Origin of the sequence: Brevundimonas vesicularis (assembly GCF_027886425.1) — a bacterium.
Classification (GTDB): Bacteria; Pseudomonadota; Alphaproteobacteria; order Caulobacterales; family Caulobacteraceae; genus Brevundimonas; species Brevundimonas vesicularis_C.
Genome location: NZ_CP115671.1, coordinates 2,868,440 through 2,889,484, shown reverse-complemented (window position 1 = coordinate 2,889,484; position 21,045 = coordinate 2,868,440). Strand labels below are relative to the sequence as shown.

General features: G+C 66.7%; 26 protein-coding genes. 16 read left to right on the top strand and 10 right to left on the bottom strand.

Going from position 1 to position 21,045, the window contains the following annotated elements:
* Positions 1-3 precede the first annotated feature (3 nt).
* From pgm to PFY01_RS14705, 3 genes are all read right to left on the bottom strand, one after another.
* Positions 4-1,641: a phosphoglucomutase (alpha-D-glucose-1,6-bisphosphate-dependent) gene (gene pgm, locus PFY01_RS14715; protein ID WP_271041831.1), complete on the bottom strand. Its 1,638-nt coding sequence runs from the start codon at positions 1,639-1,641 to the stop codon at positions 4-6.
* A 38-nt stretch (positions 1,642-1,679) separates the two neighbouring features.
* Entirely contained in the window at positions 1,680-2,534 is an 855-nt protein-coding gene (locus PFY01_RS14710; protein ID WP_271041830.1) for a neutral zinc metallopeptidase, read from the bottom strand.
* Between the two features lie 78 nt (positions 2,535-2,612).
* Positions 2,613-3,002: a hypothetical protein gene (locus tag PFY01_RS14705; RefSeq protein WP_271041829.1), complete on the bottom strand. Its 390-nt coding sequence runs from the start codon at positions 3,000-3,002 to the stop codon at positions 2,613-2,615.
* Between the two features lie 106 nt (positions 3,003-3,108).
* On the opposite strand from PFY01_RS14705, the gene PFY01_RS14700 reads away from it, so the two are divergent.
* Positions 3,109-3,675 (top strand): type 1 glutamine amidotransferase domain-containing protein, encoded by a 567-nt coding sequence (locus PFY01_RS14700; RefSeq protein WP_271041828.1) that lies wholly within the window; start codon positions 3,109-3,111, stop codon positions 3,673-3,675.
* Here the strand turns inward: PFY01_RS14700 and PFY01_RS14695 are convergent.
* Both PFY01_RS14695 and PFY01_RS14690 read right to left on the bottom strand, forming a co-directional pair.
* On the bottom strand, positions 3,672-4,322 hold the full coding sequence (locus tag PFY01_RS14695) for a class I SAM-dependent methyltransferase (RefSeq protein WP_271041827.1): 651 nt from the start codon (positions 4,320-4,322) through the stop codon (positions 3,672-3,674). The genes PFY01_RS14700 and PFY01_RS14695 overlap by 4 nt on opposite strands.
* Complete coding sequence (locus PFY01_RS14690) at positions 4,319-5,293, bottom strand: fatty acid desaturase family protein (protein WP_271041826.1); 975 nt, start codon at positions 5,291-5,293, stop codon at positions 4,319-4,321. Before PFY01_RS14690 ends, PFY01_RS14695 begins: the two co-directional genes overlap by 4 nt.
* Before the next feature lie 127 nt (positions 5,294-5,420).
* Here PFY01_RS14690 and PFY01_RS14685 point away from each other — a divergent pair, with 127 nt between their 5' ends.
* From PFY01_RS14685 to PFY01_RS14675, 3 genes are read left to right on the top strand one after another with little or no spacing between them, the layout of a single operon-like run.
* Entirely contained in the window at positions 5,421-5,828 is a 408-nt protein-coding gene (locus PFY01_RS14685; RefSeq protein WP_271041825.1) for a hypothetical protein, read from the top strand.
* Positions 5,825-6,025 (top strand): helix-turn-helix transcriptional regulator, encoded by a 201-nt coding sequence (locus tag PFY01_RS14680; RefSeq protein WP_066626879.1) that lies wholly within the window; start codon positions 5,825-5,827, stop codon positions 6,023-6,025. Before PFY01_RS14685 ends, PFY01_RS14680 begins: the two co-directional genes overlap by 4 nt.
* 37 nt (positions 6,026-6,062) lie before the next feature.
* Positions 6,063-7,010, top strand: a complete 948-nt coding sequence (locus tag PFY01_RS14675; RefSeq protein ID WP_271041824.1) for an alpha/beta fold hydrolase — start codon at positions 6,063-6,065, stop codon at positions 7,008-7,010.
* A 39-nt stretch (positions 7,011-7,049) separates the two neighbouring features.
* Here PFY01_RS14675 and PFY01_RS14670 read toward each other — a convergent pair whose 3' ends face one another.
* The 5 genes from PFY01_RS14670 to PFY01_RS14650 form a co-directional block, all read right to left on the bottom strand.
* Positions 7,050-7,886, bottom strand: a complete 837-nt coding sequence (locus PFY01_RS14670; RefSeq protein WP_271041823.1) for a DUF3298 and DUF4163 domain-containing protein — start codon at positions 7,884-7,886, stop codon at positions 7,050-7,052.
* A 22-nt stretch (positions 7,887-7,908) separates the two neighbouring features.
* Positions 7,909-8,940 (bottom strand): UbiA family prenyltransferase, encoded by a 1,032-nt coding sequence (locus PFY01_RS14665; RefSeq protein WP_271041822.1) that lies wholly within the window; start codon positions 8,938-8,940, stop codon positions 7,909-7,911.
* A gap of 119 nt (positions 8,941-9,059) precedes the next feature.
* On the bottom strand, positions 9,060-9,842 hold the full coding sequence (locus PFY01_RS14660; protein ID WP_271041821.1) for a GIN domain-containing protein: 783 nt from the start codon (positions 9,840-9,842) through the stop codon (positions 9,060-9,062).
* Entirely contained in the window at positions 9,839-10,438 is a 600-nt protein-coding gene (locus tag PFY01_RS14655) for a DUF1700 domain-containing protein (RefSeq protein WP_055753979.1), read from the bottom strand. The genes PFY01_RS14660 and PFY01_RS14655 overlap by 4 nt, the downstream gene beginning before the upstream one ends.
* Positions 10,435-10,779 (bottom strand): PadR family transcriptional regulator, encoded by a 345-nt coding sequence (locus PFY01_RS14650; RefSeq protein ID WP_039244893.1) that lies wholly within the window; start codon positions 10,777-10,779, stop codon positions 10,435-10,437. Before PFY01_RS14650 ends, PFY01_RS14655 begins: the two co-directional genes overlap by 4 nt.
* A 260-nt stretch (positions 10,780-11,039) precedes the next feature.
* Between PFY01_RS14650 and coxB the strand changes: the two genes are divergently transcribed.
* The 12 genes from coxB to PFY01_RS14590 all read left to right on the top strand — a co-directional run bounded on the left by coxB (position 11,040) and on the right by PFY01_RS14590 (position 20,738).
* Complete coding sequence (gene coxB / locus PFY01_RS14645) at positions 11,040-12,026, top strand: cytochrome c oxidase subunit II (RefSeq protein WP_165118813.1); 987 nt, start codon at positions 11,040-11,042, stop codon at positions 12,024-12,026.
* A gap of 17 nt (positions 12,027-12,043) precedes the next feature.
* A complete protein-coding gene (gene ctaD / locus PFY01_RS14640; RefSeq protein ID WP_055753981.1) occupies positions 12,044-13,726 on the top strand; it encodes a cytochrome c oxidase subunit I in 1,683 nt (560 codons plus the stop codon).
* A gap of 88 nt (positions 13,727-13,814) precedes the next feature.
* On the top strand, positions 13,815-14,780 hold the full coding sequence (cyoE, locus tag PFY01_RS14635) for a heme o synthase (protein ID WP_055754184.1): 966 nt from the start codon (positions 13,815-13,817) through the stop codon (positions 14,778-14,780).
* 4 nt (positions 14,781-14,784) lie between these two features.
* Complete coding sequence (locus PFY01_RS14630; RefSeq protein ID WP_017505721.1) at positions 14,785-14,955, top strand: hypothetical protein; 171 nt, start codon at positions 14,785-14,787, stop codon at positions 14,953-14,955.
* Complete coding sequence (locus PFY01_RS14625) at positions 14,952-15,488, top strand: cytochrome c oxidase assembly protein (RefSeq protein WP_045809756.1); 537 nt, start codon at positions 14,952-14,954, stop codon at positions 15,486-15,488. The genes PFY01_RS14630 and PFY01_RS14625 overlap by 4 nt, the downstream gene beginning before the upstream one ends.
* Before the next feature lie 2 nt (positions 15,489-15,490).
* Positions 15,491-15,901: an NUDIX domain-containing protein gene (locus tag PFY01_RS14620; protein ID WP_271043076.1), complete on the top strand. Its 411-nt coding sequence runs from the start codon at positions 15,491-15,493 to the stop codon at positions 15,899-15,901.
* 72 nt (positions 15,902-15,973) lie between these two features.
* The gene (locus PFY01_RS14615; protein WP_271041820.1) at positions 15,974-16,687 is read left to right on the top strand and encodes a hypothetical protein; all 714 of its coding nucleotides are present in this window, start codon (positions 15,974-15,976) and stop codon (positions 16,685-16,687) included.
* A gap of 114 nt (positions 16,688-16,801) precedes the next feature.
* Complete coding sequence (locus PFY01_RS14610) at positions 16,802-17,710, top strand: cytochrome c oxidase subunit 3 (protein WP_055806286.1); 909 nt, start codon at positions 16,802-16,804, stop codon at positions 17,708-17,710.
* Complete coding sequence (locus tag PFY01_RS14605) at positions 17,707-18,108, top strand: DUF983 domain-containing protein (RefSeq protein WP_271041819.1); 402 nt, start codon at positions 17,707-17,709, stop codon at positions 18,106-18,108. The genes PFY01_RS14610 and PFY01_RS14605 overlap by 4 nt, the downstream gene beginning before the upstream one ends.
* A complete protein-coding gene (locus tag PFY01_RS14600; RefSeq protein WP_271041818.1) occupies positions 18,105-18,845 on the top strand; it encodes an SURF1 family protein in 741 nt (246 codons plus the stop codon). The genes PFY01_RS14605 and PFY01_RS14600 overlap by 4 nt, the downstream gene beginning before the upstream one ends.
* A gap of 58 nt (positions 18,846-18,903) precedes the next feature.
* The gene (locus tag PFY01_RS14595; protein ID WP_271041817.1) at positions 18,904-20,118 is read left to right on the top strand and encodes a M16 family metallopeptidase; all 1,215 of its coding nucleotides are present in this window, start codon (positions 18,904-18,906) and stop codon (positions 20,116-20,118) included.
* A 65-nt stretch (positions 20,119-20,183) separates the two neighbouring features.
* The gene (locus PFY01_RS14590; RefSeq protein ID WP_271041816.1) at positions 20,184-20,738 is read left to right on the top strand and encodes an NADPH-dependent FMN reductase; all 555 of its coding nucleotides are present in this window, start codon (positions 20,184-20,186) and stop codon (positions 20,736-20,738) included.
* The last annotated feature ends 307 nt before the right edge of the window (positions 20,739-21,045 follow it).

The window sequence follows — 21,045 nt, the reverse complement described above, 5'->3', positions numbered from 1 at the left end:
ACTTCAGCCCGCCAGAGCCGCCGCCACCACGGCCCTGGCCTCGGCCTGAACGGTCGGCAGATGGTCCGGGCCGAGGAAGGATTCGGCGTAGATCTTGTAGACGTCTTCGGTGCCCGAGGGACGAGCGGCGAACCAGGCGTCGGCGGTGACGACTTTCAGCCCGCCGATGGCCTCGCCGTTGCCGGGGGCTTTCGTCAGAATGTCGGTGATCGGCTGACCAGCCAGGGTGGTCGCGGTCACGTCCGAGGGGCTGAGCGCGGCAAGCCGGGCCTTCTCGGTGCGATTGGCCGGGGCGTCGACGCGGGCGTAGGCGGGGGCGCCGTACTGGTCGGTCAGGCCGGCGTAGAGTTGGCTGGCGCTCTGATCCGTGCGGGCCTGGATCTCGGCGGCCAGCAGGCACAGGAGGATGCCGTCCTTGTCGGTCGTCCAGACCGTGCCGTCGTGGCGCAGGAAGGAGGCCCCGGCTGATTCCTCGCCGCCGAAGCCGACCGTGCCGTCCAGCAGGCCGGGCACGAAGTGTTTGAAGCCGACGGGAACTTCCAGCAGGCGGCGACCCAGGCCGGCGACGACGCGGTCGATCATCGATGACGAGACCAGGGTCTTGCCCACCGCCACGTCCGCGCCCCAGCCGGGTCGGTTCGCGAACAGATAGGCGATGGCGGCGGCCAGGAAATGGTTGGGGTTCATCAGGCCCGCGTCGGGCGTAACGATGCCGTGGCGATCCGCGTCGGCGTCGTTGCCGAAGGCGACGTGATAGGCCGAGCCGCCCTTCATCATGCCGATCAGACCGGCCATGGCGCTGGGCGATGAGCAGTCCATGCGGATCTTGCCGTCGGCGTCCAGCGGCATGAAGGCCCAGCGTGGATCGACGGCGTCGTTGACGACGGTCAGGTCCAGTCGGTGGCGCTCAGCTATCTCGCCCCAATAGGCCACGGCCGCGCCGCCCAGCGGATCGGCGCCGATGCGGACGCCGGCGTTGCGGATGGCGTCCAGGTCCAGCACGTTGGGCAGGTCGTCGATATAGGCGGACAGGTAGTCGAACCGGCCCGCCGCCGCATGCGCCTGGGCGAAGGGGACGCGACGGACCTCGGTCAGGCCGCCTTCGATCAACTGGTTGGCGCGGGCGGCGATGGCGGATGTGGCCTCGCCCCCGGCCGGGCCGCCGGAGGGGGGATTGTATTTGATGCCCCCGTCGCGCGGCGGATTGTGCGACGGGGTGATCAGCACGCCGTCCGCCTGCCGGCTGTTCGTGCGGTTGTAGGTCAGGATTGCGTGCGAAACGGCCGGCGTAGGGGTGAAGCCGTCGCGGGCGTCGATCAGCACCTCGACCCCGTTGGCGATCAGCACCTCCAGCGTCGTCCGGAAGGCGGGCTCGGACAGGCCGTGGGTGTCGCGACCAAGGAACAGTGGGCCGTCGACGCCCTGCGCCGCGCGGTATTCGGCGATCGCCTGGGCGATGGCCAAGATGTGCGCCTGGTTGAAGGCGCCGTCCAAGCTGGAGCCGCGGTGGCCCGAGGTGCCGAAGACGACCCGCTGCTGCGGATCGCCCATGTCGGGCCGGGTCGTCTCATAGGCGTCGAGCAGGGCGTCGAGATCGATCAGGTCTTCGGGGCGTGCGGTCGTGCCGGCGCGGTCGTGCATCGTCAGTCAATCAATCGTTCTGAGGGGGGGAGCGGCGATCAGGCGCCGCTGAAGGTGTCGCAGGAGGCCGGATCGCCCGACTGATAGCCGCGTTGCAGCCATTCCACCCGCTGCGCAGAAGAGCCATGGGTGAAGCTTTCGGGAGAGACGCGGCCGCCGCTGCGCCGTTGCAGGGTGTCGTCGCCGATGGCCTGGGCGGTCTTCATGCCTTCCTCGAACTCGCCAGCATCCAGGGCGACCTGACCGTTCGAAACGGCCGAGGCGTTCCGGGCCCAGACGCCGGCGTAGCAGTCGGCTTGAAGCTCCAGCGCGACGGAATACTGGTTGGCTTCGGCCTGACCGGAGGCGCGCTGCTGGGCCTGGCGAACCTGATCGGAGGTGCCGGTCAGGGTCTGGACGTGGTGGCCGAACTCGTGGGCGATGACATAGGCGCGGGCGAAGTCGGCTCCTGAGGCCCCGAGCTTGGTCTCCATCTCCTGCCAGAAGCCGAGGTCCAGATAGACCGTCTTGTCGTTGGGGCAATAGAAGGGGCCCATGGCCGACTGACCATAACCGCAGCCGGTGGGCGTGCCCTGTTTGTAGATGACGACGTTGGGCCGCTGATAGCCCTCAAGCTTCTGCGCCCAAACGTCGTTGATGTTGCCGCCGATAACATCGACGAACTGACCCGCCTGATCCTTGGGCGTGCCGGTCTGACCCTGCTGCTGTTCGGCGCCGACGCCGCCGAACTGGCTGGCGAGCTGCGTCGTGGTCGAAGGATCGATGCCGAAGACAAGATAGCCAATGATGGCCAGCACCCCAACGCCCAGGCCGCCGCCAGCGATGGCGCCGCCGCCCAGCCCGCGCCGATCCTCGATGCCGCCGCCGCCTGTCCGTCCACCCTGCCAGCGCATGCCCTATCCTCCGCCCGATCCTGGTTAAGCTAGGCAGGAACGCGGGTGCAAGGGAAGGGATGCGTCAGTTCGGACGCATCATTGCGAACGGGCCAGCCAGTTGTCGATCTGGCTCATGCCCTGGGCCGTCTGCTGGCGGCGCTCGGCAGCGGACTGGCGCAAGGTCCGCTCCTGTTCGGGGCTGTAGAGCGGGCGGGGCGGCAAGGGCTGGGCAGCGGTGGGTTCGCGTGCGCCTTCGATGGCGCGCAGGCGAAGCTGGGTCTCGATCTGCTGTTGACGCGCCTGGTCCGCGTTCGACTGCGCTTGAGAACGCAGACGGTCGTTCTCATAACGGTGCTGGTCGGCGATGGCGGCGGGAACGCCGCCCGGATAGGCGCCGTAGGGTTGGCCGGCCTGCGGATAGGTCTGGGCCAACGCCGGTGTGGCGGCAGCGGCCAACAGGGCGGTCAGGGTCAGGAGCGATCGCATGGACACGATGTGGGGACGCGCGCCATCGCCGCCAAGCGGAGCCGCAACCCTTTGAGGCGCCGTGGGTTCATCGCGCCGAACCCCCTTTACGAACGGAGCATTCCTCATGGCCCAATCCCTTTCCGGCAAGACCGTCGCCATCCTGGCGACCGATGGCGTCGAGCTGGTCGAACTGAATGAACCAATGAAGGCGCTGAAGGATGCGGGCGCGGTGGTCGAGATCGTGTCGCTGAAGGCCGGCGAGTTCCAGGGCTTCGACCATCTGACGCCGGGCGACAAGGTCACGGCCGACAAGGCGGTGGCGGCGGTCGACGCTTCGCCCTATTCCGCCCTGCTGCTGCCGGGCGGCGTCGCCAACCCGGACCTGCTGCGGGCGGACGAGGACGCCGTGAAGTTCGTTCGGGCCTTCTTCGACGCCGGCAAGCCGGTCGCCGCCATCTGTCACGCGCCGTGGCTGCTAATCGAGGCGGGCGTGGTCGAGGGGCGGACGATGACGGCCTTCGAGAGCATCCGCACCGACCTGAAGAACGCCGGGGCCAATGTGGTCAATGAGGCGGTGGTGGTGGATCAGGGCCTGGTGACAAGCCGTTGCCCCGATGACATTCCAGCCTTCAACGCCAAGATGATCGAGGAGTTCGCCGAAGGCCGTCACGAGGGCCAAGCCGCCGCTTAAGGCATCGCCCAGACGGAGGACCGCTTGATCTCTTGGTCCTCCAGTTCGCGCGAGGTCGGGACGCGGTATTCGGCCAGGAAATCCAGGCCCGTGCGCGGGAAATATGTGCGTCCCGGATCGCCGATCAGGACCCGTGTGCCCCTGGCGCGGGCCTGGGCCAGCCAAGCCAGAACGGCGTCGGTCATCGGGCGCTCGTAGCAGATGTCGCCCGCGCAGATGACGTCCACATCCGGCGGGGCGGCGTCCAGCAGATTGGCCTGGGTGAAGTCCAGCATCACGCCGTTCGCCGTCGCATTGGCGGCAACCGCGGCCTGGCAGAAGGGATCGATGTCGGCGCACAGGACATGGGTCGCCCCCGCCTTCATTGCCGCCACGCCGACCAGGCCCGAACCGGCGGCGAAGTCCAATACGCGCTTGCCGACGACCTCCTGCGGATGATCCAGCAGATACCGGCTCAGCGCCTGTCCGCCGGCCCAGGCGAAGGCCCAGAAGGGCGGCGGCACCCCCAGTTCGCCCAGCTCTTCTTCCGTCAGCCGCCAGATGGGCGTGATCTCGTCGGCCAGCCACAAAGAGATTTCCGGCGCATGCGGCACGGGCTGGAGCCGCGTGTTGTCACGGATGAAGGCAGCGGGATCGAGGAAGGTCATTCCGGCTGGCGCGTAACAGCCTTCAGCACGCTGGCATAGCCGGGTGCGACCTCCATCGCCTCGGCTTGCGGTTTCGCATGGATGGCGCGGTGGAGGCGCGGCAGCTTCCAGCAGGGCACATGCATGAACAGGTGGTGCTCGGCGTGGAAGTTGACCCAGTAGGGCGCGATGAAGGCGCGTTCCCACAGGCTGGCCTTGGTGGTGCGAGCGGCGCGAAAGGGGTCGGCCGACGAACCCTCGACGCAGGCGTGTTCGGCGATGTTTCGCAGGCGCGTCACCATCGGAAACCACGTCGCCATCGGCAGCAGCCACAACACGAAAAAGGCCCACCAGACGCCGGCGGCGATGAAGCCCGCCAGCAGGACCGCGTTGAAGGCGAGGAAGGGCAGGATGGATCGGCCTGTCACGATCGACTCGTAATCATGGGCGCTATCGCTCATTCCTTTCGCGCTATCGCCCCTTGGGCTGCTTGAGCGCGCTTGCGCTTGGGCTAGCGGCAGCAGGACCCGCTGCTTGAAGAAGGTCTGGCCCGTCAGGTCGCGGATCAGCTTGCGGCGCAGCGAGGCCGGGCTGACGGGAAACGGCGCCGACAGCATCAGATCGGGATCCTCGGCCTGCTGGGCGAAGCGGTGATGCGTCAGATGATAGGGACGATAGGCCTTTAGGCTGGCGCCGATCGGCACGGCGCATAGCCAGTGGCCGAGAAAATCGTTCAGGCGGTTCGACCTCGACAGGCCGCCATGCGCCGCTTCGTGCATCAGAATGGCTAGACCCAGTTGGCGCGTGCCGACGATCATGACGCACAGCGGGATCAGCCATGGGATCAGGACGCCCGCGATCACAGCCAGCGCGATCACGGCCCAGCAGTGAGCCACAAGCAGCGGGCCGACCCAGGCCGAGCGTATCTGATACGGCGCCCATTCCTGAGGCGTGAACAGGGCCGACGGGGCGATGCGCGGGGCGGCGGACATGCGGTAAGTCTAACGTCTGACGCGCGTCTGGAAAAGCAACGCAAGAATGTTGGGCGCGCCTGACAAAAAGTCAGGTTGACATGACATTCGGACGGTGTCAGGTTGTCCTTACACAAGGAGAGCCGATATGTTCACCGCCTGGAAGACCGGAACGCCTGCGCATCGACGCTACATCGTTCGCACAATGGCCTTCTCCGTGCCTTACGTTGCGATCTGTGTCGCGATGATGACGACCGACGCCTTCGAAGATCTGATGGGCAAGCCGGCGGCCTGGGTCTTGGCGGCGGCGGTGTCGGCGCCGGTAATCGGGCAGATCTGGGCGACCTTGGCGCTGATGCGCGAGAGCGACGAGTTCGTGCGCGGCGTCACCGCCAAACAGTTCATAGTGGCGGCGGGGCTGGCGATGGCCGTGGCGACGTTCTGGGGCTTTGGCGAGAGTTTCGCCGGCGCGCCGCATATGCAGACCTGGCTGATCGTTCCGGTCTTCTGGGGCCTGTACGGCGTCGTTTCGCCCTTCATCCGGAGCAGCCGATGAAGAACCGTCTGAAGCTTCTACGCGTCGAGCGCGGCTGGACCCAGGAACAGATGGGTCAGGCGCTGGGGGTCTCGCGTCAGGCGGTGATCGCCCTGGAGACGGAGCGGCACGACCCCTCGCTGGATTTAGCCTACCGGATCGCCGCCGTGTTCGCGCGGCCGGTCGAAGAGATCTTTGAAAACCCGCACGCGGGCTGACCGAAAAGTCAGAATAACCTTACAATTGGAGACTGTGATGTCGAACGTCATTCGCCCTTGCCGGGGCGTCTTCGCCCCGTCGCGCCTTGCCGTCATCCTGGGCGTCGTGATCGCCTGTGCTGTGGCTAGCGATCAGGCCCGAGCCCAAGCCGAGCCACCTGTGGCTTCCTCCGCCACGCACTTCGTCTCCGACCGGCTGTCGGTCGAGGTGGTGGGCCAAGGCCACGACGTCATCCTGATCCCCGGACTGGCGTCTTCGCGCGACGTGTGGCGAGCGACAGCGGATCGGCTGAAGGCGTCGCACCGCGTTCATCTGGTGCAGTTGGCGGGTTTCGCCGGCGAACCCTGGGCGCACGGCGACGGCGCCTTTGTCCAGCCCGAGGTGGATGAACTGGCGCGCTACATCCGCCAGGCGCGGCTGGATCGGCCGGCGGTGATCGGCCATTCGATGGGCGGTCTGAGCGGACTTCTGCTGGCGCAACAGCAGCCGGATCTGGTCGGGCGGGTAATGACGGTCGACTCGCTGCCCTTCTACAGCGCCATGTTTGGCCCGACCGCGACGGCAGAGAGCGCAAAGCCTTTCGCGGATCAGGCGGCCAGCATGATCCTGTCAGCGGACACGGCGAGCTTCCGCACTCAGCAGGAGGCGACGGCGCAGGGCCTGTCGCGCACCCCGTCGGAACAGGCGCGGATCGTGGCGTGGTCGCTGGCGACCGACCGTCATGCAATGGCTTCGGCGATGAAGGATGTGATGACCACCGATGCGCGGCCGGGGCTGGCGGACATGACGACGCCGGTGACGGCGCTTTACGCCGCCGACGCAGACGGCGGGGCGCCGGCGGCGATGGCCGATGCGATGTGGACGCGAGAGTATGCGGCCTTGCCCGGCGTGACCCTGATCCGCGTCGACGGCTCGCGACACTTCATCATGGCCGATCAGCCCGAGCGGTTCGCCGAACTGATCGACGCGTTTCTGGCGAAGTGAGCCTTGAAGATCCTCCCCCGCAAACGGGGGAGGATTGGTTCAGCCGTTTTTCGGCGTCACGTCGCCGGCCTTGACCGGGACGCCGTCGAACTGGTCGGCGTAGGCGGGGTTGAGCAGGGCGCGGAAGACGCTCTGCGGCAGGGCGATCCAGTAGGGGCCGTCCGAATAGGGGCCGATCTGATAGGGCCCCAGCAAGAAGGTCACGCCGCCCGCCTTGCCCGGCGTCGCGCCCGGCGTCAGGACGAAGGGCGTCGAGACGGCCTTGGGGCAGGTCCACATCTTGCCGTCCAGGGTCGCGGCCTCCGAGCCCGGCGAACGGGCCTGTTTGGCGGCGTTGGCGGCGGCGCACAGGGCCTTGTCCAGAACCGACAGGTCGGCGCCCGGTCGGAACAGGTCGGCGAAGCCCAGCCGCTTGTTGGTCGTCTTGTCCCAGATCACGGCGTCGAAACTGGTGTTGGGATGGGCGCCGCCGGTGAACTCGAAATCGGTGCGCGCCAGGCTGACCAGCTTGCCGGTCTCGGCGCCGGGCGTGAAGGCGATGGTCTTTTCATAAGGATTCGGGCCGCCGCCGGCCTCGCTGAGATCGGCCTGGGCGCCTTCCTCGAACTGCTTCAGGTCGCGCACCGTGTCGGCATAGAGGGCGGCGTGCAGGGCGGGCGTGGTCTTGATCGCCTGCGGCAGGGTCAGTTTGACGGCGGCGTAGGGGGTCTTGCTGTCATAGCCGACGGGGGTATTCGACACGGCCGGCGCAGCGACTGGAGCCGGCGCGGCCGGCGCCTGGGCCTTGTCTTCCTTGCGCTGGCAGGCGGCCAGAGATGCACAAAGCGTGGCGGCGACAGCGGCGGACAGCAGCAGGGTGCGGGCGGTGCGCGACATGGGAAACTCCATCATCGGGGGATCACAGGGAGATTGAGCCAAGGGCGATAGCGGCCAGCAGGATCAGACCGGCCTCGCGATTGGACTTGAACAGTTTCAGCGCCAGGGCGCCGTCGTTGCGGTCCAGCCGGATGACCTGACACGCCAGATGGACGGCATAGATCACCAGACAGAGCCAGAACAGCGGCCCAAGCCCCGCGGCGAGGCCGGTCAGGGCGGCAAGGATTACTGTCAGGCCATAAAAGACCGCCACGCCCGGCTGCACGGCTGAGGCCAGGCGACGGGCCGAGGATTTCACGCCGATCATGGCGTCGTCCTCGATGTCCTGAAGCGCATAGATGGTGTCGTAGCCCAGGGTCCAGAAGACGCCGCCGATCCACAGCAGGACGGCGGGAATATAGGCCTGCCAAGCTAGTGCGATCGCATGGCCGCTGTTGCCGGCGGGTGACCATAGGAATGGCCGGAACTCGCCGGCGAGATCGGCGGGCAGCAGCAAGGCGGCCGCCGCCAGCGGCAGGGCGGCGGCGAACCCCATCAGGGCGCCCCAGTTGAAGGTCAGGCCCAGCCAGGCCTGGGGCCACCAGGTGATCCGCTTCATGAAGGGATAGGCCGCGACCAGCACCAGCGACCCGACGCCCAGCCCGATGGCGACGGTCGGCAGAGTCAACAGGATCAAAAGGCTGATTAGGCTGCATCCCACCACGAAGGCCCAGGCCTGTTTGACACTGATCCGGCCAGACGGAATGGGGCGCTGGGCGGTGCGGGCGACCTGGGCGTCGAAATCCCGATCGACGATATCGTTGAAGGCGCACCCCGCCGCTCGCATCAGACAAGCGCCGATGCCGAAGCCGATAAACAGCCACAGATCATAGAGACCCGGCGCCTGCCGATATTGCGCCAAGGCCAGGGCGATCCCCTGCCACCCAGGCAGCAGTAGCAACCAGATGCCGATGGGCCGATCGAACCGCCCCAGCTTCAACCACGGCTTCAGCCCCTCCGGCGCATGCCGATCGACCCAGTTGGCGCCGGCGTCGGGGAGGGGAGCGAAAGTCATGCGGCTGACTTAGCGCGAAGGGGACGAGGGGTGAAGGCGTCACCCCCCGTTTCGAAGGATGGCGCATGAAAAAAGGGCTGGTGGATCAGCCCCTTTTCCGTCGGCGATCGGTGTGACCGTCAGTCCTGATAGACGTCGCCGGAGCCGGAGACGGTGCTGTTCAGGTTGGCGGGGCGGGTGGCCAGGGCCACGTCGCCGGAGCCGGCGATGGCGACCTTGACGTCGCCGGTCGGGGCGATGCGGGCGTCGCCGGAGCCGGCGATGTCCACCCAGGCGTCGCGGGTCGCCAGGTCGCCGAGGGACGCATCGCCGGAGCCTGCGATGTCCAGCTTCAGCTCGTCGGTGCGACCCGAGGCGGTGACCTCGGCCGAGCCTGCGATGTCGACCGTCAGCGACGGCTGGTCATAGCCGGTGATCTGCAGGTCGCCCGAGCCCTTGGCGTTGAAGCGGTTCACCTTGGGCGCGGTGATGACGACCTTCAGTTCGTCGCGCTCGGAGCGGGCGGAGAAGTTGCCGTTGCTCCAGCCGAACACGACCCGCTCGTCGCCGTCGCCCAGATCGAGGCGGCCGTCGACCAGACGGACACGGTCGGTCAGACCCTTGGGCCCGGTGATGACGACGGTGTTGGCGTCACCTTGGACATAGTCGACGTCGATGCTGGAATCGACGGTCAGGGTCTCGCCGCCGGTCCAGGCGAGGGTGCGGGTGGTGAGGGGGCCGAGGTCGTCGGTCGCGCCGCCCTTGACCCGCTCGAAGCGGATGGTCTCGCCGTCCTGGTCCTTGATGGTCCAGGCCCAGCCGTGGCGCTGGAGGTCATGGCCGCCGATCGCCAGCGCGCCGCCGACGGTGACCAGGCACAGCACCAGGGCGGCGCCGGCGATGATGAACAGGGTGCGGATCATGCCGAGACTCCCGAGGTCGAGGTGGATTGAACGCTGGTCGGCTCAAGCGCCGGCTTCAGCAGGCGGTAGTGCAGGCGGGCGAACCAGACGACGCCGTTGACCAGCCAGATGGTGAAGATGGTCAGCAGTGCGCCGATGAAGACGGCGCCGGCCATCAGGCCCAGCCCCATCAGGATCGCCGCGAACGGCCCGCCGGGGAAGCCGGCGAAGGGACCGGCGACCATGATCACGCCGCCTGCGATGAACAGTCCGATGGCGGCGATGAAGAAGCCGAACACGGTCCCGATCACGCCCATCAGCAGGGGCAGGAGGATCAGGATGTCCAGCGCCCCCAAGCCCAGGACCGCGAAGACGGCGCCGGCGGCGGCGGAGGGGTTCTTCTCCTGATGCCAGCGCTGGATGCCGGCCTCGGCCTTCAGTTCGCGAGCCAGGCGGACCGGATCGCCGAGCGCGGAGGCGACCTCGGCCTCGGTGCGGCCGGCGGCGATGCCGTCGTCGAAGTGGGTCTGATAGTCGGCGATGATGTCGTTGGCGGTCGTGGTCGGCAGGCCGACGAGGCCTTCCTTCAGACGATCGATGAATTCGGCGCGCGTCATTGAGCGGCTCCCTGATCGGCGTCGTTCGCCACGATGGCGTCGACGGCCTTGGTGAAGGCGGACCATTCGGCGGTCTGGGCGGCGAGGGCCCCCCGGCCCGCTTCGGTCAGTCGGTAGTATTTGCGTGACGGTCCGGCGGAGGATTCGACCAGGTAGGTCTCGACCTGTCCTTCGGACTGCATGCGGCGCATCAGGGGGTAGATCGTGCCTTCCCCCATATCGATCGCGTCCGACAGGCGGCTGGCGATCTCGTAGGCGTAGCTGTCCGCCCGGTTCAGAAGGGCCAGGACGCAAAGCCCCAGAACGCCCTTTTTCAGCTGTATCTCGATAGTTTCTGGCACCTCGGCTCTCCCGTTGATGACCATTGACTACGACAAGGTATCTTGTGACGCAAGGTAGCTATCGAAACATGACAGCGATTTAATCGAGGCCGGCTGAAGGCGGCTTTGCGGCCTGAGCGCCGTTGATCGCTTGGCAAGCCGAAAGCGATCCGATAGGTGACCGAGAACGCCGGGCGTGGGAATCGCGCCAGCGTGATCTCTTGCGAGCCATTCGCAAGTATCTGCTGCATAACGGTTTTATGGGGAAGTCTCATATGGGGATGGGCAAGCGAGCCCAAGGGACGTTGAAGAAGGCCGCGACTTGCGCGTCCTCCATCGTTCTGGGCGCCGGACTGGCGATGTTCGCTGCGGCGCCGACGTGGGCGCAGGACCTGATGGGTCAGCCGACCCCGGGCGGCATCACGCTGCAACCGGCGGCGTCGCCGCTGAAGCATGATGCGCACTTCTTCCACGACGTGATCCTGATGCCGATCATCACGGCCATCACCCTGCTGGTGCTGGGCCTGCTGGCGTGGATCGTGTTCCGCTACAACAAGAAGGCCAATCCGACGCCTGCGCGCTGGAGCCACAACACCACGATCGAGATCATCTGGACCGTGCTGCCGGTGCTGATCCTGGTCTTCATCTCCCTGTTCTCGTTCCGCCTGCTGTTCGCCTATCACGACATGCCGTCGCCGGATCTGACGGTGAAGGTGACCGGCAACCAGTGGAACTGGGCCTATGAGTATCCGGACCAGGGCGTCGCGGAATATATCTCCAACATGCTCCCGGAAGAGGAAGCCAAGGCCAAGGGCGTGCCCTATCGCCTGGCCGCGACCGAGCCGATGGTCGTGCCGGTCGGCAAGACGGTGCAACTGGTCATCACCGCCTCGGACGTCATCCACGCCGTCGCCCTGCCGGCGTTCGGCCTGAAGACCGACGCCGTTCCCGGCCGCATCAACACCACCTGGTTCAAGGCCGAGCGTACCGGCGTCTTCTATGGCCAGTGCTCGGAACTGTGCGGCGTCGACCACGCCTTCATGCCGCTGGAGATCCGGGTGGTGACCCAGGCCCAGTTCGAACAGTGGATCGCCTCCAAGGGCGGTTCGATGACGCCCAAGGTCGCCGCGCCCGCCGCAGCCGCCGCTCCGGCCGCAGCCGCGCCTGCGCCCGCCGCCGACGCCGCGACCCCGGTCGCCGCCCCCGTCGGCGCCACCGCCGACCAACCCGTTCCCGCCGCGGCGTCTGCCGCGCCGGCCGCCCAGTAAGAGGCGAACAGAGACACATGGCTGACGCTACCGTAACCCGCGACGCGACCCACATCGGTCACGCTCACGACGACCACCATCACGACCACAAGCTGGGCTTCTTCACCCGCTGGTTCCTGTCGACCAACCACAAGGACATCGGCACCCTGTATCTGATGTTCGCCATCATGGCGGGCATCGTGGGCGGCGCTCTGTCGGGCCTGATCCGCTGGGAACTGGCCGAGCCGGGCATCCAGATCTTCAAGGAAGGCTCGTCGATCCAGCTGCTGGGTCTCGTGGAGCAATCCAAGCACGGCTATAACGCCGTCGTCACGGCCCACGCCCTGATCATGATCTTCTTCATGGTCATGCCCGCCATGATCGGCGGCTTCGGCAACTGGTTCGTGCCGATCATGATCGGCGCGCCGGACATGGCCTTCCCGCGCATGAACAACATCTCGTTCTGGCTACTGGTCGCCGCCTGGTGCCTGCTGATCCTGTCGATGTTCACCGACGGCGGACCGGGTAAGGGCTTCGGCGGAGGCTGGACGGCCTATCCGCCGCTGTCGACCACGGGCCACGTGGGCCCCGCCTTCGACCTGGCCATCTTCGCCCTGCACGTCGCGGGCGCCAGCTCGATCCTGGGCGCGATCAACTTCATCACCACCATCCTGAACATGCGCGCGCCGGGCATGACGATCCACCGGATGCCGCTGTTCGCCTGGTCGGTGCTGATCACTGCCTTCCTGCTGCTGCTGTCGCTGCCCGTGTTGGCCGGCGCCATCACCATGCTGCTGACGGACCGCAACTTCCACACCCACTTCTTCGATCCCGCCGGCGGCGGCGACCCGATCATGTACCAGCACCTGTTCTGGTTCTTCGGTCACCCGGAAGTGTACATCCTGATCCTGCCGGGCTTCGGCATCATCAGCCACATCGTCTCGACCTTCAGCCGCAAGCCGGTGTTCGGATATCTGGCCATGGCCTACGCCATGGTGGCCATCGGCTTCGTCGGCTTCATCGTGTGGGCGCACCACATGTACACGGTCGGCATGAGCATCAATCTGCGCGCCTATTTCATCGCCGCCACCATGATCATCGCAGTGCCGACGGGCGTGAAGATCTTCAGCTGGATCGCCACCATGTGGGGCGGCTCCATCAGCTTCAAGACGCCCATGCTGTGGGCGATCGGCTTCATCTTCCTTTTCACCGTCGGCGGCGTGACCGGCGTGGTCCTGTCGAACGCCGGCATCGATTACAGCCTGCACGATACCTATTATGTGGTGGCGCACTTCCACTACGTGCTGTCGCTGGGCGCCGTCTTCGCGATCTTCGCGGGCTTCTACTACTGGTTCGAGAAGATGTTCGGGGTGAAGTACAACGAGTTCCTGGGCGCAACCCACTTCTGGATCATGTTCGTGGGCGTGAACCTGGTGTTCTTCCCGCAGCACTTCCTGGGTCTGCAGGGCATGCCGCGTCGCTACATCGACTATCCGGAAGCCTTCACCCTGTGGAACCACGTCTCGTCGATCGGCTATGCGATCACGGCGGTCGGCGTGTTGGTCTTCTTGATCATGTTGGCCGAGGCGGCGATCCGTCGTCGTCCGGGCGTCGACAATCCGTGGGGCGAAGGCGCCACGACCCTGGAGTGGACCCTGTCCTCGCCGCCCCCGGCCCACCAGTTCAACGAACTGCCGGTCATCAAGGCGGAAGAGCACTAAGCCTTTCCAGCAATATGAAATCGAAGGCCGCTCTTTCCGTCGGAAGGGGCGGCCTTCTTCATTTGGGTATGCTATGCGGCCCTCACCGATGACCGAAGTTCAGACCCGCCCCGCCATCTCGACCGCCCAGCCGGAGGATTTCTTCCAGCTGTTGAAGCCGCGCGTGATGTCGCTGGTGGTGTTTACCGCCGCGACCGGGCTGATCGTCGCGCCGGGATCGGTCAATCCGCTGGTCGCGGCCATCGCCATCCTGTGCATCGCCGTGGGGGCGGGGGCGGCCGGGGCGCTGAACATGGCGCTGGAAGGCGAGACCGACGCCCTGATGCGGCGGACGCGCGGCCGGCCGGTGGCGGCGGGGCGTGTGCGCAAGAACGACGCCATGGCCTTCGGCGTCATCCTGAGCCTGTTCTCGGTCATGCTTCTGGGGATGAACACCAACTGGCTGGCGGCCGGTCTGCTGGCCATGACCATCGTCTATTATGCTGGCTTCTACACCCTGCTGCTGAAGCGGCGGACGCCCCAGAACATCGTCATCGGCGGCGCGGCAGGCGCCTTTCCGCCGGTGATCGGCTGGGCGGCGGCGACGGGCCATGCGCCGTGGCAGGCGTGGCTGCTGTTTCTCATAATCTTCCTGTGGACCCCGCCGCACAGCTGGGCGCTGGCGCTGTATTCGGCCGGCGACTACGCCAAGGCGGGCATTCCGATGATGCCGGTGGCCAAGGGCGCCAAGTCCACGCGGTTGCAGATCCTGCTCTACACCCTGGTCTTCGTGCCGGTCGCGATCGCCCCAGCCTTCGCGGGCCTGGGCGGGATCATCTATCTGGTCGTGTCGGTCGCGGGCGGCCTGGGCTTCCTCGGCCTGGCGGTGCGCCTTTATCGCTCGCGCGCCGGCGACGAGCCGGACAAGGCCGAGGCCGTGGGACGCGAGGCCGCATTGTATGACGTCAAGGTCCAGGCCAAACCGGCGCGGGACCTGTTCGCCTTTTCCATCCTCTATCTGATGGCGCTGTTTTCGGCGCTGCTGGTCGAGGCCCTGTCCGGTCTGGGAGCGTAAAACCATGCGTCTGACGCCTGAGGAACTTCGCGCGCGCAAGCGTCGCAACGTCTGGATCGCCTCGGCGCTGGTGGCCTTCATCGTGCTGGTCTTCGCCACCACGGTGCTGCGCCTGCAACAGAATCAGGCGGCCGAGCGCGCGCTGGCGACGGCGGTGGAGACCTCCCAGCCATGAAGGCGGGCCGCAAGAATCTGATCGCCATCATCTGCGTCTTCGGCGTGATGGGCATGACCGGGGCGGCGTTTGCGGCTGTGCCGCTCTATCGGATGTTCTGCCAGGTCACGGGCTTCGGCGGCACGACGATGAAGGCCGACAAGGCCTCCGACACCGTGCTGGACGAGACGGTGCTGGTGCGGTTCGACACCAATGTGCGCGGCGTGCCGATGACCTTCCGCGCCGAGCAGTCGACCCAGCGGGTGCGGATCGGCGAGACGGGCCTGGCCTATTTCGACGTGACCAACACCTCGGACAAGCCGATCCAGGTGCGCGCCAGCTACAATGTCTCGCCGGAGCAGACGGGGCCGTATTTCCAGAAGCTGCAATGCTTCTGTTTCACCGACCAGACGCTGGCGGCGGGCGAGACGCGCCAATTCCCGGTCCAGTATTTCATCGCCCCCGAACTGGCCACGGACCGTGAGGCCAAGGGCGCGCGCGACATCACCCTGAGCTACACCTTCTATCCGTCCGTGGACGCGCCGAAGGCGTGAGCATGAAGCCGGGGGTGGACTTTCCCGGCGTCGGCTGCGGGCTGGTGATCCAGCGCGCCGACGGGCGGGTCTTGCTGTGCAAGCGGCTGAAGGCGCCCGAGGCCGGGTTCTGGAACATCGTCGGCGGCAAGGTCGACCTGATGGAGCGCTCCATCGACGCCGCGCGGCGCGAGGCCGAGGAGGAGAGCGGGCTGAAGATCGGCGCTGTCGACTTTCTGTGCCTGGCCGAAGAGATCATTCCGGCCGACGGCCAGCACTGGGTGTCGCTGATCTATGTCACCCGCGACTTCACCGGCGAGCCGTCTCTGACCGAGCCAGACAAGCTGTCGGACATCGGCTGGTTCGCGTTGGACGACCTTCCCCAGCCGCTGTCGGCCTTTTCGGCGAAGGCGTTCGCGGCGATGAACGGCTGATCACGCGGCGCCGTTCGCGTCTGCGCGCGTTTCACCTACAGGTGCACGCTGCACGCCAGACGGAGACGGAATTTGCGCGGTCTGGATTTCACCAACTGGCACAGTCTGTTGCTGACCCTGGTCGGGCTGGCGCTCGTGACGCTGATCGGCATGGGCATCCGGCTGGTGATGATGTTCACTATCCAGCAGCGGCGCGAGCGGATGAACCGCCAGATCAACGAACGGCTAAAGACCCTGATCGCCGCCTATAAGGTGCTGGGCGGGTCTTTCACCGGCGACCTGACCGTCGATCCGACGCACAAGCGCGACCTGAGCCGCCGCAACGTCTCGCAAGGCGAGGCGGGACTGGATCTCAGCGCCGAGGCGACGGCGGGGTCGGACCGGACCCGGCGTATCCGCGACGCGGTCGAGGCCAGTCTTGCGGATATCATCCTGCTGGGCACCGAGGACCAGGTGAGACTGGCGCAACAGGCGGCGCGTGAACTGGTCGCCGGGCGGCCGGTGCGGACGCATGATTTGGTCGTTTCGCTGCGCGACTTCATCCGTCAGGCGCTGGACTTGGCGCCCGTGCCGACCGGACCGGACATGCCCTTGCAAGGCCCGACGCGCCCGTCCTCGACCGGAGGCCGCGGCGCCGGGGCCGGCGCAACGGGCGGCCGTGGCGAGGGCGGGGGCGGCATGGGCGCAGCGATGGGCGCGGGCATGGGGGGAGGCGGAATGGGCATGGGCGGCGCATTGGGCGACAGCCCGGACGACCCCGCCGATCCAATGGCCCGCAAGAGCTGAGCCCCGTCCGCATGCCCGAACAAGGCGGAAAGACGGCGTGGCTCTGGCGTCGGGGAAAATCGAACGCTATAGCCGCTATAACAACCGACTCTGGCCGACGAAGAGACGCGATTCATGGCTGACGCCCACGCCACTCCGCAGCACGACTACCACCTGGTGGCGCCTAGCCCCTGGCCTCTGGTGTCATCGGTCGCTGCGACCATCATGTTCATCGGCGCGGTGATCTGGATGAAGGGCCTGGCGCCGGCGGACGGCGGCCCGATCGCCGCCAACTTCCTGGCCGAAGGCAAGCCGGGCGTCTTCTTCGCCGGTCTGGCCGGCGTGCTGATCTCGGCCTTCTGCTGGTGGGCGGATGTCATCAAGGAATCCAAGGCGGGCGACCATACGCCGGTCGTGTCGCTGGGCCTGCGCTACGGCATGATCCTGTTCATCGCATCGGAGGTGATGTTCTTCGTCGCCTTCTTCTGGATGTTCTTCGACATGGCCCTGTTCCATGAATCGCGGGCGCTGACGCCGGAAGTCGGCACCTGGGCCGACACCGCCAAGGCCTGGTCGACCTGGCCGCCGAAGGGCGTCGAGGTCCTGTCGCCGTGGCAGCTGCCGCTGCTGAACACAGTGACCCTGCTGCTCTCGGGCTGCACCGTCACCTGGGCCCACCACGCGATCCAGGTCGGCGACCGCAAGGGCGCCAAGATCGCCCTGATCATCACCGTGGCCCTGGGCGTGCTGTTCACCTGCGTCCAGGCCTATGAGTACAACCACATCCTGCACGAGAAGCTGTTCTTCAACGAAGAGGCCGTGAACTCGGGCCTGTACGGCTCGATCTTCTTCATGGCGACGGGCTTCCACGGCTTCCACGTCCTGATCGGCACCATTTTCCTGGCGGTCTGCCTGATCCGCCTGCTGAAGGGCGACTTCACCCCGCAGAAGCATTTCGGCTTCGAGGCGGCGGCTTGGTACTGGCACTTCGTGGACGTGGTGTGGCTGTTCCTGTTCGCCTTCGTCTATGTCGTTTTCGGTTGATCCAAGACGGCCCTGAAGACATCGCAGCGGCGCGGGACGAGCCATCGTCCCGCGCCGTCGTCGTTTCCGACACGCCGGTGCGGTGGGCGCTGCGGGGGCGGTGTCCCCGGTGTGGCCAGGGCGCGCTGTTCGCGGGCTTTCTGAAGGTGGCGCCCGGCTGCACGGCCTGCGGTCTGGACTATTCCATCATCCAGACGGGCGACGGCCCCGCCAGCTTCATCATGCAGATCGCCGGATTGATCGTCGGCTTCTCGGCCCTGTTCGTCGAAATCAAATACCATCCGCCCATGTGGGTGCATCTGGTCGTCTGGCTGCCGCTGGTGGTCGCCCTGTCGCTGGCCCTGATGCGGCCGGGGCGGGGACTGATGATCGGGCTGCAATATCGGAACCAGCGATGAAGCGTTTTCCCTGGATCCTGACCGTGCTGACGGTGCTGGGCCTGATCCTGCTGATCGGGCTGGGCGTGTGGCAGGTCGAGCGGCTGGAGTGGAAGGAAGGGCTGATCGCGGCGGCCGATGCGGCGGCGGCGAAACCGCCCGCGCCGCTGGAGCAGGTGCTGGCGGAAGGGAATCTGGAGTTCAGGAAGGCGTTGATCGTCTGTCCGGGCCTGGCCAGCGCGCCCTTTGTCGAGCTTCAGAGCATTCATGACGGCGAGGCCGGGGTGCGGCTGATCTCGGCGTGCAAGCCGGCGGGGGCGGATTTCACCCTGCTGGTCGATCGCGGCTTTGTCGGCGACGGCGTGACGGCGCGTCCGCGCGTGGTCGAAACCACCCTGCCGCTGGTGATGGTCGGGGAGTTCCGAACGTTCGACAAGCCCGGCGCCATGAGCCCCGCGCCGCGCGACGGCCGCTTCTACGCCCGTGACACGGCGGCGATGGCCAAGGCGCTGAACGTCTCCGGGCCGGTGCGACCCGAGGCCGTGTTCGCCATCACCGCCGTCAATCCCGAGTTCCCGGCGCTGAGGCCTTCAGCGCCGCCTGCGGCCTTTTCCAACAACCATTTCGGATACGCCCTGACGTGGTTCGGACTGGCGATCGCGCTTGCGGGTTTCTATGTGGCCCTGCTTCGCCGTCGCACCAAGAAAGACGGTTCTCAAGCCGCCGCGCATCGCGTGCGCGGCGATAGGAAAGATTAGGGTCCTGACCGCTACGCTTCACACCCTGTCCAACGGCGTTCGCGTCATCTGCGATCCGATGCCGGGGCTGAAGACCTTGGCCGTCGTCGTCACCGTCAAGGGCGGGGCGCGGTGGGAGCCGCTGGATCGCTCCGGCTGGTCGCACCTGCTGGAGCATCTGGTGTTCAAAGGCGCCGGCGACATGGCCGCGCGCGAAATCGTCGAACGGATCGAGGCCGAGGGCGGCACCATCAACGCCTCCACCGGCTATGAGCGGACCAGTTTCGAGGTGCGGGGGCTGGACGGCTCGCTGCCGCTGGCCATGCAGGTGCTGTCGGACCTGGTGTTCCGCCCGACGCTCGATCCTGCCGAGATCGAGCGCGAAAAGGACGTGGTGGCCCAGGAGATCGCCGAGGCCTTCGATACGCCCGACGACCATGTGTTCGAGATGGTGCAGACGCGCGCCTTCGCCAAGCAACCGCTGGGTCGCCCCATCTTGGGCTCTGTCGCCAGCCTTAAGCCGGCCGACAAGGCGTCGGTCGAGGCGTGGCGCGCGCGGCTGTATTCGCCCGACCGGATGGTGGTGTCGGTCTCAGGCGCGGTGGACGAGACCGAACTGCTTGCCCTGGCCGAGCGGTGGTTCGGCGATGCGGTCGCGACGCCGGCTGACGCGCCCGCGCCGGCCGCCTTCGTCGGCGGCCATGCCAAGCTGACGCGCAAGATCGAACAGGCCAATCTGGTGTTCCAACTGCCGGCGCTTTCGGCGACCGATCCGGCGCTTTCGGCCATGCGGCTGTTCGGCGAGATTCTGGGCGGGGGCATGGCCTCGCGCCTGTTCCAGAGCGCGCGCGAGGAGCGGGGCCTGGCCTACGCCATCGACGCTTATCAGGAGCCGTATGAGGATACGGGCGTCTTGGGCATCTACGCCGGGGCGGCGGCGGATCGGGCGAAAGAACTGGCCGAGGTCTCGGCGGCCGAGGTGCGGGCCCTGGCCGAGAACGGGCCGACCGAAAAGGAGTTGTCGCGCGCCAAGGCGGTGATGAAGGCCGGCCTGTGGATGTCCGACGAAAATCCGATGAGCCGCGCGGGGCGCAACGCCGCCCAGACCCTGGTCTTCGGCGCCCCGCGCTCCAGCCTGTCGATGACCGAGCAACTGGAAGCCCAGACGATCGAGGATGTGCGCGCGGTCGGCGGCCGGGTGCTTGCCTCGGGCCAAGCGGCCAGCGCCGTCCTGGGCCCGAAGTCGGCCGCACCGGCGGGCGAAGCCTTCGCGGCGGCCCTGTTCGCGGGCTGAGGGAACGCGCCGGGGCGCGGATCGGTTATGCTGGCGCTTGAACCCGTCCAGCCCGGAGACCTTCCATGACCGTCCGCGTCGCCCTGATCGTCGGCAGCCTGCGCAAAGGCTCCTATTCGCGCGCCATCGGCATGGAGCTGAAGGCGCTGGCTGAGCCGGGGCTGGAGATCGAGCCGGTCGAGATCGGCGACCTGCCGCTCTATGACCCGGACCTGGAGACCGACAACCCGCCGCCGGCCTGGGAGCGGTTCCGCGAGGAGGTGGCGACGACCGCGGCGGTGCTGTTCGTCACGCCCGAATACAATCGCTCCATTCCCGGCGCGCTGAAGAACGCCCTGGACGTCGGTTCGCGTCCCTATGGCCACAGCATCTGGCAGGGCAAGCCCGCCGCCATCGTCAGCGTCTCGCCCGGCGCCGTCGCGGCGTTCGGCGCCAACCACCACCTGCGCCAGCCGCTGGTGTTCCTGAACATGCCGACGATGCAGCAGCCCGAGGCCTATATCGGCAATGTCGCCGACCTCTTGGACGAGAACGGCAAGTTGAAGAAGGACGACACCAAGACCTTCCTGAAAAGCTTCACCGACGCCTTCGCCGCCTGGATCGACAAGACAAAGGCGTGAGACAGTTTGCTGGGCTGCAATGACAGAGTTGAAGCAGTTTCTCGCTTCGACCTGTTGCGGTTATTCGGGTGATCGTCGTTACGACTCTCCCCAACGAGCTAGTAGTGTGTAAGGATCATGCGGGGTGTCCGCCGCCACCCTCTGCTCGGTACGGGGAGAAAGATGATTATTGCCGCATTTCTAAGTGCCGGCCTTATGGGACAGAATGCAGGACCCCCGATCATCACTCCCGCGAACCCTGAAACCGCCGAAGCAGTCGCCGCATTCATGGGTTGGGGAAGATACGCCGGCACGTGCGCCGCTCACC

What these genes read in the sequence shown, in the direction of transcription:
- pgm (WP_271041831.1), bottom strand. Translation starts at nt 1,641, where the DNA reads ATGCACGACCGCGCCGGCACGACCGCACGCCCCGAAGACCTGATCGAT.
- PFY01_RS14710 (WP_271041830.1), bottom strand. Translation starts at nt 2,534, where the DNA reads ATGCGCTGGCAGGGTGGACGGACAGGCGGCGGCGGCATCGAGGATCGG.
- PFY01_RS14705 (WP_271041829.1), bottom strand. Translation starts at nt 3,002, where the DNA reads ATGCGATCGCTCCTGACCCTGACCGCCCTGTTGGCCGCTGCCGCCACA.
- PFY01_RS14700 (WP_271041828.1), top strand. Translation starts at nt 3,109, where the DNA reads ATGGCCCAATCCCTTTCCGGCAAGACCGTCGCCATCCTGGCGACCGAT.
- PFY01_RS14695 (WP_271041827.1), bottom strand. Translation starts at nt 4,322, where the DNA reads ATGACCTTCCTCGATCCCGCTGCCTTCATCCGTGACAACACGCGGCTC.
- PFY01_RS14690 (WP_271041826.1), bottom strand. Translation starts at nt 5,293, where the DNA reads ATGTCCGCCGCCCCGCGCATCGCCCCGTCGGCCCTGTTCACGCCTCAG.
- PFY01_RS14685 (WP_271041825.1), top strand. Translation starts at nt 5,421, where the DNA reads ATGTTCACCGCCTGGAAGACCGGAACGCCTGCGCATCGACGCTACATC.
- PFY01_RS14680 (WP_066626879.1), top strand. Translation starts at nt 5,825, where the DNA reads ATGAAGAACCGTCTGAAGCTTCTACGCGTCGAGCGCGGCTGGACCCAG.
- PFY01_RS14675 (WP_271041824.1), top strand. Translation starts at nt 6,063, where the DNA reads ATGTCGAACGTCATTCGCCCTTGCCGGGGCGTCTTCGCCCCGTCGCGC.
- PFY01_RS14670 (WP_271041823.1), bottom strand. Translation starts at nt 7,886, where the DNA reads ATGTCGCGCACCGCCCGCACCCTGCTGCTGTCCGCCGCTGTCGCCGCC.
- PFY01_RS14665 (WP_271041822.1), bottom strand. Translation starts at nt 8,940, where the DNA reads ATGACTTTCGCTCCCCTCCCCGACGCCGGCGCCAACTGGGTCGATCGG.
- PFY01_RS14660 (WP_271041821.1), bottom strand. Translation starts at nt 9,842, where the DNA reads ATGATCCGCACCCTGTTCATCATCGCCGGCGCCGCCCTGGTGCTGTGC.
- PFY01_RS14655 (WP_055753979.1), bottom strand. Translation starts at nt 10,438, where the DNA reads ATGACGCGCGCCGAATTCATCGATCGTCTGAAGGAAGGCCTCGTCGGC.
- coxB (WP_165118813.1), top strand. Translation starts at nt 11,040, where the DNA reads ATGGGCAAGCGAGCCCAAGGGACGTTGAAGAAGGCCGCGACTTGCGCG.
- ctaD (WP_055753981.1), top strand. Translation starts at nt 12,044, where the DNA reads ATGGCTGACGCTACCGTAACCCGCGACGCGACCCACATCGGTCACGCT.
- cyoE (WP_055754184.1), top strand. Translation starts at nt 13,815, where the DNA reads ATGACCGAAGTTCAGACCCGCCCCGCCATCTCGACCGCCCAGCCGGAG.
- PFY01_RS14630 (WP_017505721.1), top strand. Translation starts at nt 14,785, where the DNA reads ATGCGTCTGACGCCTGAGGAACTTCGCGCGCGCAAGCGTCGCAACGTC.
- PFY01_RS14625 (WP_045809756.1), top strand. Translation starts at nt 14,952, where the DNA reads ATGAAGGCGGGCCGCAAGAATCTGATCGCCATCATCTGCGTCTTCGGC.
- PFY01_RS14620 (WP_271043076.1), top strand. Translation starts at nt 15,491, where the DNA reads ATGAAGCCGGGGGTGGACTTTCCCGGCGTCGGCTGCGGGCTGGTGATC.
- PFY01_RS14610 (WP_055806286.1), top strand. Translation starts at nt 16,802, where the DNA reads ATGGCTGACGCCCACGCCACTCCGCAGCACGACTACCACCTGGTGGCG.
- PFY01_RS14600 (WP_271041818.1), top strand. Translation starts at nt 18,105, where the DNA reads ATGAAGCGTTTTCCCTGGATCCTGACCGTGCTGACGGTGCTGGGCCTG.
- PFY01_RS14595 (WP_271041817.1), top strand. Translation starts at nt 18,904, where the DNA reads ATGCCGGGGCTGAAGACCTTGGCCGTCGTCGTCACCGTCAAGGGCGGG.
- PFY01_RS14590 (WP_271041816.1), top strand. Translation starts at nt 20,184, where the DNA reads ATGACCGTCCGCGTCGCCCTGATCGTCGGCAGCCTGCGCAAAGGCTCC.